Origin of the sequence: Nocardia sp. NPDC006982 (genome assembly GCF_042869435.1) — a bacterium.
GTDB lineage: Bacteria > Actinomycetota > Actinomycetes > Mycobacteriales > Mycobacteriaceae > Nocardia.
Genome location: NZ_JBIAFV010000054.1, coordinates 1 through 9241, shown reverse-complemented (window position 1 = coordinate 9241; position 9241 = coordinate 1). Strand labels below are relative to the sequence as shown.

The following is a 9241-nucleotide window of genomic DNA, read 5'->3' as shown; positions in this document are numbered from 1 at the left end:
GCCACGGCACGATTTTTGGTGAGCACCAGCGAGAACCGCGTCCCGAGGCGGCGGCACGCGCCGATCACGGCCCGGCCACCATAGGCCGAATCCCCCGAACTCTGGGAAATGAATAGGTTGGGGCACTTCACATTTGACGCTGCGGTCGCCTACCCGGCGCAAGCAGCTTCGTTGCACCGCGCTGGATTTCCTCGATCACCGCGTCGAGCGCACGGCCGGTCGACCGGCGGCGGTGACGAACCAGCAGCAATCCGGGTTCGACGATCGCCGGCCCGGCGAAACGAGCCAGCCGCCGCTCGTCGACGGCGAAATCGGGCAGTACGGCCAGTCCGAGTCCAGCGGCGACGCAGGCCCGGGTGGCCTCGATACTGCCCAGCCGAGTCGTGCGGACCACTGCCGCACTGTCCCGCAGGCACCGAGCGACCTCGTCGCTGTAGGTGCAGCCCTCTTCGAGAAGGAACCATCGCTGCTTGGCCAACTCCGCCCACGACCGCGCTGTCACCGATTGTCGCTGATCGGTAACGAATGCGAGCTCGAGGGTGCCCAGCTGATCGACAACGAGATCGGGTGCCTCGAGCGACGGCTCGAGAATCAACGCAAGCGCATACCGACCGGCACGCAGCGCGTGGGTCGCGTCGGTCGTGCCCGCCGGGGACAGCGTGACCTCGACTCCAGGATGACGCCGTTGCAACGCCGCGATCACTGCCGGAAGCAGGTGCCCGCACAAAGATTCCGGTGCAACTATGCCGACCGTTCCCTCGATCGGGCCGCGCACATCCGGATCGGCGCGCAACGCTGCCTCGGCATCGAGGACCAGAGACGCTTTCTCCAGGGTCCGCCGCCCCGCGTCGGTCAGCGTCGCGCCGACCGGCAACCGATCGAGCAGCCGCAGCCCGAGCTCGGCCTCGAGCGCCTTGATGTGTGCGGTCACCGTCGACTGGGCCAGGTGTAGTTCGACCGCGGTCGCGGTGAAGCTGCCGGTCCTCGCGAGTGCGACGAACGTGGCGAGCACACGAGTGTCCATGCTTCCGATGCTATCGAACTTTCCGATGGAGTTAATCAAAATACATCGTTAGACTCGATCGCTGTGCGGTGCGAGCATGGGACATATGAGCACCGAAGTACTGCGCTACACCGCATTCAGTATCGATCCGGCCGGCGGCAACCCCGCCGGGGTCGTCCTCGACGGGACCGGACTCGACGACTCCGAGATGCAGCGAATCGCCGAGAAAGTCGGCTATTCGGAAACGGCCTTCCTGAACCACACATACGACCGGCACTACCGGGTGCGCTATTTCAGCCCACTCGCAGAGGTCGATTTCTGCGGGCATGCCACCGTCGCGACCGCGGTGGCACTCACCGAACGCATCGGCCCCGGCACACTGAATTTCCGAACCAATATCGGCGATATCGTCGTCGAAACCAGTATCGCGGACGATCGCCCGACGGCGACATTGACCAGCGTCGCAACGCATTCCAGGGCGGCGACCGCGACCGAGATCTCCGTCACGCTGGCAGCGCTCGGCTGGGACCCAACCGATCTCGATCCGGCCTTTCCAACCCGGGTGGCTTATGCCGGCAACGACCATCTGATGCTGGCCGCCGCATCCCGCGAACGCCTCGCCGCCCTGGACTACGACTTCGACGCCCTCGGTGCAGTCATGCGCGAGGCCGGATGGACGACGGTGCATCTGTTCTGGCACGAGGACGATCGCCACTTCCAGGCCCGCAATCCCTTCCCCATTGGCGGAGTCGTCGAGGACGCCGCGACCGGTGCCGCAGCGGCGGCCTTCGGCGGATACCTCCGCGACATCGGTCACGCCGATTCGGGCCGGATCATCATCACCCAGGGCGTCGATATGGGGCGGCCGAGCCAGCTGCTGGTCGACCTCGATCCAGCCGCAACCGGCATTCGGGTCACCGGAAACGCAGTGCGGATCGACTGAACATCAGCCGGAACCGCACTGATTCCGCACGGAGCGGCAAATTACTGCGGCGGCAGTGCAGTTGCTAAGCGATGCCTACACCGCTGCCGAGATCGCCGTCGAGCAATGCGGCGCCGAGCGTTTTCACCTCGTTCCGCATGGCATTGCGATTCCGCCGGCTCTCGATCAGCCCGGCCGGTCGCGGCAAGCAGCAATGTGGCGGCGAGAAAGTGCGCAGCGACCAAATACGGGTTCAACCGCGCCGGCATGGTCCTCATAGTGACCTGAAGGGCCGCACAGTCTTCGACAACGCGGCCCCGATTCCTGTCGCGCCCACATCGGACCAGGCTCTCTTGGAGTCCAAGGTGTTCAGGATCTTCGGTGACTACGGCGAGTGGCTGGCGCACCCGGTCGGAATCGCGCGAGTTCGACTCGGGGCAGACGGCGGGTTGACGGTATGGCTGGATAGTCATTCGGATTGCGTCCACTTCACCGCGAGCCGGGGGGATCTGAAGCCTGGCAAGATCCTTCACTTCAGTCAGATGTTGGTCGGGATGCTGCTTCCCTATGCCCATCCCGGAGACGAGCTGACAGGCATTCCCCGCCTGCGAGTCACCGCGGTTCGTGGAGGCGACCTGATGGTCTCGCTGGTTGGTACCAAGAGCCGGGTGACGCTACGCGGTGTGCCCGGTACCCGCTGGTAGAACGACATCGAGCACTTCCGCATCGAGAATGGCAGCACCGGTCCCGCGCCGATATGGTCGGCGCCCGAGTTGACTTCGGAGGAAAGGGAATTCGAGGAGGCGTTCGTGGGCGTCACTGCCAGCACACGAGACCTTTCCTGGCTCGGCAGTGGTCTTCTCCGGCGGGTGGCTCTGCTCCAGACTTCGAGCAACGCCTACCGCACGAGGTTCTGGACCAACCCTGATTACCGTACTGGTGGTGAGTGGATCTTCGAGCTATGTACGCGGCGAGACGTCCCAGTCGATAACGATGGATTGGTGGCGCGGCTGCTGGACCCTGTTTGGGGGCTGCCGCTTCGGGTACCAACACTGCAACGCCGGTCTTGATCGTCCGAGCAGGCGTCTGTAGTCATCTGCGGGCACCGGTGCCGCTTAAAACAGTGTGTTGCCTCCCAATCGAACTTCATTCCACCGATCGCCCGCCGTTGGGACTGCACACGCGTCATCGGCCGTCTGACAGCGGTAGTCGAGAGTGACGTGGTGCCCCGGCGCGGGCCACACGAACGGCCATCCAGTGTGGCGTTGTGGGCGATCACGGCGCTGTGCGGCGCGCTCACGCCATTCACGTCCCAACGATCGGAGCGGCGGGAATCACAGGTATGGGCGGGGTCGGGGTTCCACGATGCTGCCTTGTTCCGTCGGTTCAGACGCGACGTCAAGAGGCCGGACGGCGCGACGGAGGAAATTCCGTGCACACGCGGCGATGAATTGTGGGTTCCGTTCGCCTCTACCTGTGTAGGAGGTGATTGCCGTGACCAAACCAGCTGCAGTGTCGGAGTTCGTCGGTCTCGTTGTGTTCGACGGCATCCGTGGACCCGTTCACGACCTCACCGCCCTCGGCGGCCTTCCACGACGGCTCCCAGGGGTGGACGGCGGCGGCGCGCCGTCCTCATCGGCCGCTATCACGCCTAGACGACGGAGTTCTCCGTCAAGCGGTTCGACCAATGTAGAGGAAGAGACAATGCGTAATCCGTATGCGGTGCTGGTTTTGGCCGGTGCCTCAATGTTCATGGCGGTGGTGGATTTCACCATCGTCAATGTTTCGCTGCCCAGGATGGCGGTCGATCTGAACCTTGGCGAGGACGCCTTGCAGTGGGTCATCATCGGCTACGGCATACCGTTCGGCGGATTCTTGCTGTTGGCAGGTCGGCTCGGCGATATTTTCGGTCGTAGGCTCGCCCTACAGGCGGGACTGCTGCTGTTCGTGGCCGCGTCGCTGACCGCGGGACTGTCGGATGTCGGCGGGCAGTTGATCGGCGCCCGAGTCGCGCAGGGCATCGGCGCCGCATTGATTACCCCCTCGGCCTTGGGGATCGTGGCCGACGCCTTCAAAGAAGGTAAAGAGCGAGAGAACGCCCTGGGCATCTACGGTGCCCTCGCCGGGACCGCCGCCTCGGTCGGGGTACTGGCGGGCGGGTTCCTCACCGACGGCCCGGGATGGTCGTGGATCTTCTACGTCAATATTCCAATCGGCGTTGTGCTGCTGGCAACCACGCTGTTGGTGTTGCCCGAGAACCGAATCGCTCATCCCGGTGGTGGATTCAACGCTGTCAGCGCACTTTCGGTGACCGGCGGTCTACTCGCGGGCCTCTATGCACTTAACCGTGGGGTCGAACACGGGTGGACCACAGGAATGACACTGGGGTTCTGCGCACTGTCAGCAGTCTTGCTGTTGATCTTCGCATTGTCCGAATGGCGCACGCGCAACCCGCTCGTTCCTCGTGCACTCCTCAAGAATTTGCCGGTCGTACAGGCGAACCTCGCCGCCGTATCCGGCTTCGGCAGCTTCCTCGCCTTCGTGTTCCTGACCTCGGTGGTGCTGCAACAGCTGCTCGGTTACTCACCGACCAAGACCGGTGTGGCCTGGCTACTGACGACTCTGACCGCCTTCGTGTTCGCCGGATTGACAGGGGCAGTCCTGGCACAAAAGGTCGGCACCCGAATCCTGCTCGCGCTCGCGTCGTTACTCGTCGCCGGAGCTTCGGCGTGGTTGATCTACCTGCCTGCCGACGCGAGCTTCGCCACTCGCGTGATGCCAGCCCTGATCGCCGCGGGAATGGCCGTCGGGTTCTTCGCACCGTCAGTCCAGATCGGCGCGTTGGCCGAGGTCGAGGAGACCAACTTCGGTGCGGCATCGGGATTGGTCGAAACCTCGCGCGAATTGGGTGGCGCGATCGTGATCGCCTCGGCCTCGACCGTCCTGTTGGGTTCACACTCGGGGTTCCTCCACGGCGTCCATGGCGGCTACGGCGTCATCGCGGCAGCGGCGGCACTCGGGGTCGTGGCTACCGCCTTCCGGATGAAGTCTCCCGGCCGAGCATCAGTGCTCGACCCGACTGTCATCCCAGAACCCGCAGCGTAGGCGCTAACGAAGAGTTCGATCGGCACGCCACGAAAGCGAACCGACCCAACACCGCAGACTTCGCGCGACCGATGAGATTCACGGTCGATGAACCTCTACTCATTTAGAGGCCGGGCAACCGCCAGGCCGACAGCACTTCATCCCCACCCGTTGAGGAGCACCATGACGACAATCGCGATATTCGGCGCCACCGGCTATTCCGGCGGCAACATCGCAACCGAAGCATCGACTCGCGGGCATCGAGTCATCGCTGTAGCACGCAACACAGACCCGCTGACCGGCCGCAATGACCTGGATATTCGTCGAGGATCGCTGTTCGACGAGAATTTCGTGCGCGAGATCGCGTCCGAAGCTGACATGCTGGTCGTTGCTTTGCAGGCCCAAGGCACCGGACTGGCCGCCCATATTCCGACGTTGGGCCGTATCGCATCCGAAAACACGGTGCGCCTGGGCTTCGTCGGCGGCGCAGGAAACCTTCGCGTCGCACCGGACGGACCGCGTGTACTCGATACCCCGCTCTTCCCGGAAGAATTCAGGGAAGACGGCAACGCCCATGCCGCGGTAATGGCACAGCTACGCGCACTTCCGCAGGACGTGGACTGGTTCAGCCTGTCCCCGCCCGCCTTCTACAACGCCGACAACCCCGGCACGCGCACCAACACCTTCCGTGTGGGAGACGACGTTCTACTGGTCGACGCGGAGGGTAACTCACACATCAGCGGCGAAGACTACGCCATCGCCTTTGTCGACGAGATCGAGAAGCCCACCCGACACCGGACGGTGTTCACCGTCGCCTACTGACACGAGATAGATCCCGGCTTCCTGGAGCGGCTCCGCCCGGACTTCATCCTGTTCGACCGAACTCCCGGCAGCCGGGCCTACGACCCCAAGACCATTAGCACCATTAGCCCAGCCCCTACAAGGACATGACACAGATGCAATCCGAGATAGATCAGCCAACGTTTCTAGTGACCGGCGCGACTGGCTCAACCGGACGACGAGGCACGCAGTTACTACTCGACCGAGGGCACGCCGTGCGAGCACTCGTGCGGGTCGACGATGACCGCGCACAAGCACTCGCGGACGCAGGCGCCGAGGTCGTCGTGGGAGACATGTTCCGACTCGACGACCTCAGCCGGGCATTGCAAGGCGTGCACTCGGCATACTTCGTGTATCCGATCACCCCGGGACTGCTGGAGGCCACCGCGGTCTTCGCACAGGCCGCTACGGACACCGGCGTACGAGCAGTGGTGAACATGTCGCAAATCTCGGCACGCCGAGAAGCCACCAGCAACGCCGCCCAACAGCACTGGATCGGCGAACGACTGTTGGATCGAGCACCGTTCGACGTGACCCACCTACACCCAACGTTCTTCGCCGACAACTTCCTCTTTTCCGACCGCCCGATCGCGCACGAAGACACGTTCCGCTATCCCTTCGGCGCGGGACGGCACGCGCCCATCGCTGCCGAAGACCAAGCCCACGTGATCGCGGCCATCATGGCGGACCCCGCGCCGCACGCTGGTAAGACCTACACGCTGCACGGTCCGGTCGAGATGAACCATCACGAAATCGCCGAATCGTTCTCCAAGGTCCTGGGAAGAACCATCACCTACGAACCCATCGACATCGACCGCTTCGCCCAATTCCTCACCGGGGCAGGATATTCCGAGCATCTCATCCAGCACCTGACGAGCGTCGCAATCGACTACCAGAACGGAATATTCTCGGGCACCAACGATGTCGTCACCAGCGTAGGCAAAACAACACCGACGACCATCGAAGATTTCATCGCTACTCACCGCACGGTCTTCATGCCATGAGAACCAAAAACCATTCGTCGGTCGTCATTTCGTTCCGGAGAACTCCCGCACCGAGATCGACGCGTCCCATGCCCCCTGGATCACCCGTGGATCCCCTCAACCGACCTGTCAAGTAAGGACCAAGCCATGGTATTTGTCCGCGTACACACACTTGAGAACTACCTCAATGCCGAGCAGAAGACGGTGTTGGGTGACAAGCTCATTGCCGCGATCGCCGAGGCCGAGAACCATGTGAACTCCGAACGCCACCAGCAAACCTCATGGGTGCAGTACTTCGAACTTGACCGCGAGAACTGGTACGCCCCGATCACCATCGGGGACCCGAGCGTATTCTGGCAAATCGACGTGATCGCGCCGCGGGAGAGGGTGCCCACCCAGGCGGAGGCCCGCCTCGTGATCAAGAAGGTCACTTCGGCCGTCCGATCCATCACCGGCGACGGCGAGTTGCCGGCGTACGGGCCGTGGGTGCACGTCTACGCCGTCCCGCAGGGCCATTGGGGCAGCGATGGCACCGTCCCCGACTTCGAGGCTGCGCGCGCCTTCTTCGCTTCCGAAATCACTGAAGAAGAGGCCCAGAGGCTCGTACTGGGCCGGCAGACGGACGACAGCGAGGTCTCGTGAAACCCTGTCCTGATCGAACGGACGTCGGCTGTGTCGCTGCCGGCGTCAAATTCTGAGGCGACACTCCACACTGGAATTCCTCGTAGGCCGCCGCGTGTCCGTCGAAGGAACCGCGGCGTCGACCGGATTCGAGGATCAACCACCCTACTGGCTTAGCCACTGAGGAATATTTTGAGCGACAAGGCTGCAACCCGAATGCGAATCGGCGTCATGGATTTCGCGATGCATACGCCAACCATGACCGACCTCAATCTCCGCACGACTCGTGCACTGGCGCTGGCGGGCGGCGCCGACTCGTTTTGGATACCCGACCATTTGATGAGCTAGACTCCAGCCGCGATCTGGTCTGAAGAATATATCGGAGCCGCGAAGTTGGCCCGTCCGCGGACGCGATCTTCGAGCCGTGGACCACGTTGGGATACCTCGCGAAATTCTCACACCCCACGCCGCATCCGGCTTGGGGTGGGAGTCACCGACACTGGCAGGCGGCATCCGGCTGTCACCGCGCAGGCGGCCGCCACGCTGCATCTGCTCTCACCTGGACGCGCCATCCTTGGCATCGGACCCGATGAACGGGAGAACAACCAGCCCTATGGCGTGGATTGGCATGCGCCGGTCTCCCGATTCGCAGAGGCGCTGGCCACGATCCGCGCCCTGTGGGATTCCGGCGGTGCGCCTGTCAACCCCGATTCGGCGTATTTCCCGTTGCGCGATGCGGTATTTGACGTGCCGCAATACCGCGGTACGTGGCCGGAGATCTGGATCGGCTCGCACAGTCCCCGTCTGCTCGCGCTTACCGGAGCCTATGCCGATTGTTGGTTCCCGGTATTCCTCAATCTGCCGAAGGCATACAAGCGCGGCCTCACCGAAGTGCGTGCCGCCGCCGAAAATCACGGCCGAGACCCGCGGTCGGTGACCGGCGGCCTCCTGCTGCCCGTGCTGACCAAATCCGACGTGAACGCAATGGTCGAATCGGTCGGCGCACGCACACTCGCCCTGTTCGTGCCTGGCGAGGCGTGGGCCCGCCACGGCGTGGAACACCCACTGGGGGCGCAGTTCTCCGGATTCCAGGATCTGCTTCCGCAACTTCTGGACAGAGCAACTATGCTGTCCTACATCGACAGAGTGCCTGCGTCGTTTGTGCGCGAATACTGCCTCGTCGGCACACCCGGCGAAGTGCTGGAACAGATCGCCGAGCTGCGCGCCCATGGCGTCGAGCATCTCGTGCTCGCCAACGCGAGCGCCTATCATCCCTCGGTCACCGCCGGGCTCGCGTCGGCCGTGCCCTTTCTGCGGATCATGCGAGGAGACCGCCGACTGTGAACCGATGGAGCTACCACGACAATTCGTGTACTGCCACCAGCGTCGTCAGCGATGTGAGCACAAGACTTCCCACGCCGACCCCGGCATCTGCCCGCCGAAGGTCGGGGTACGTGGACGACATCGCGACTGATCTCTATCTGGCAACTACACGAGGCTCCCGGTCATCGTGTCCGATCGGACATTCGACGTTTCGACGCGCTCGATAGGCAAATCCGGTCAGCGTGTATGAAGCCGCGTACGACGACCAAACGGGGAGCATCGCGCTGATCCCGATCCCGCTCCGGGGCGGCCCAGGGCGGTGTTTATACGGACCGAACTGCCACATACGCTTCACACTGTCACTGTCGCCCTGGGGTTCCCCTGAAGTAGTGGACATCTGAGATAGCGGGACCAATGGTCCCTGGAAGGATGTTCACCATGGGTCGTCCGCGTCGATCGTATTCG

Annotated in this window: 7 protein-coding genes and 1 pseudogene; 7 read left to right on the top strand and 1 reads right to left on the bottom strand. The window is 63.3% G+C overall.

The window, feature by feature from the left end; translation table 11 throughout:
* Positions 1-127 precede the first annotated feature (127 nt).
* Positions 128-1024 carry a LysR family transcriptional regulator gene (locus ACFYOW_RS49030; RefSeq protein ID WP_387298987.1) on the bottom strand — a complete coding sequence of 299 codons (897 nt, stop codon included), beginning with the start codon at positions 1022-1024 and terminating at the stop codon, positions 128-130.
* A gap of 85 nt (positions 1025-1109) precedes the next feature.
* Here ACFYOW_RS49030 and ACFYOW_RS49025 point away from each other — a divergent pair, with 85 nt between their 5' ends.
* The 7 genes and pseudogenes from ACFYOW_RS49025 to ACFYOW_RS48995 all read left to right on the top strand — a co-directional run bounded on the left by ACFYOW_RS49025 (position 1110) and on the right by ACFYOW_RS48995 (position 8797).
* Positions 1110-1946, top strand: coding sequence for a PhzF family phenazine biosynthesis protein (locus tag ACFYOW_RS49025; RefSeq protein ID WP_387298985.1), 837 nt, complete (start codon positions 1110-1112; stop codon positions 1944-1946).
* Positions 1947-2290: 344 nt separating this feature from the next.
* Positions 2291-2629 carry a hypothetical protein gene (locus tag ACFYOW_RS49020; RefSeq protein ID WP_387298983.1) on the top strand — a complete coding sequence of 113 codons (339 nt, stop codon included), beginning with the start codon at positions 2291-2293 and terminating at the stop codon, positions 2627-2629.
* Positions 2630-3629: 1000 nt separating this feature from the next.
* Positions 3630-5030, top strand: a complete 1401-nt coding sequence (locus ACFYOW_RS49015; protein WP_387298981.1) for an MFS transporter — start codon at positions 3630-3632, stop codon at positions 5028-5030.
* Between the two features lie 162 nt (positions 5031-5192).
* Positions 5193-5831 (top strand): NAD(P)-dependent oxidoreductase, encoded by a 639-nt coding sequence (locus ACFYOW_RS49010; protein WP_387298979.1) that lies wholly within the window; start codon positions 5193-5195, stop codon positions 5829-5831.
* Positions 5832-5956: 125 nt separating this feature from the next.
* Entirely contained in the window at positions 5957-6853 is an 897-nt protein-coding gene (locus ACFYOW_RS49005; protein ID WP_387298977.1) for an NmrA family NAD(P)-binding protein, read from the top strand.
* Positions 6854-6979: 126 nt separating this feature from the next.
* Positions 6980-7474 carry a hypothetical protein gene (locus tag ACFYOW_RS49000; RefSeq protein ID WP_387298975.1) on the top strand — a complete coding sequence of 165 codons (495 nt, stop codon included), beginning with the start codon at positions 6980-6982 and terminating at the stop codon, positions 7472-7474.
* Positions 7475-7669: 195 nt separating this feature from the next.
* Positions 7670-8797, top strand: a pseudogene (locus tag ACFYOW_RS48995) (LLM class flavin-dependent oxidoreductase).
* The last annotated feature ends 444 nt before the right edge of the window (positions 8798-9241 follow it).

Bases quoted from the DNA above. Each gene is read 5' to 3' on its own strand.
- ACFYOW_RS49025 (WP_387298985.1), top strand. From the start codon at position 1,110: ATGAGCACCGAAGTACTGCGCTACACCGCATTCAGTATCGATCCGGCC.
- ACFYOW_RS49005 (WP_387298977.1), top strand. From the start codon at position 5,957: ATGACACAGATGCAATCCGAGATAGATCAGCCAACGTTTCTAGTGACC.
- ACFYOW_RS49010 (WP_387298979.1), top strand. From the start codon at position 5,193: ATGACGACAATCGCGATATTCGGCGCCACCGGCTATTCCGGCGGCAAC.
- ACFYOW_RS49030 (WP_387298987.1), bottom strand. From the start codon at position 1,024: ATGGACACTCGTGTGCTCGCCACGTTCGTCGCACTCGCGAGGACCGGC.
- ACFYOW_RS49015 (WP_387298981.1), top strand. From the start codon at position 3,630: ATGCGTAATCCGTATGCGGTGCTGGTTTTGGCCGGTGCCTCAATGTTC.
- ACFYOW_RS49000 (WP_387298975.1), top strand. From the start codon at position 6,980: ATGGTATTTGTCCGCGTACACACACTTGAGAACTACCTCAATGCCGAG.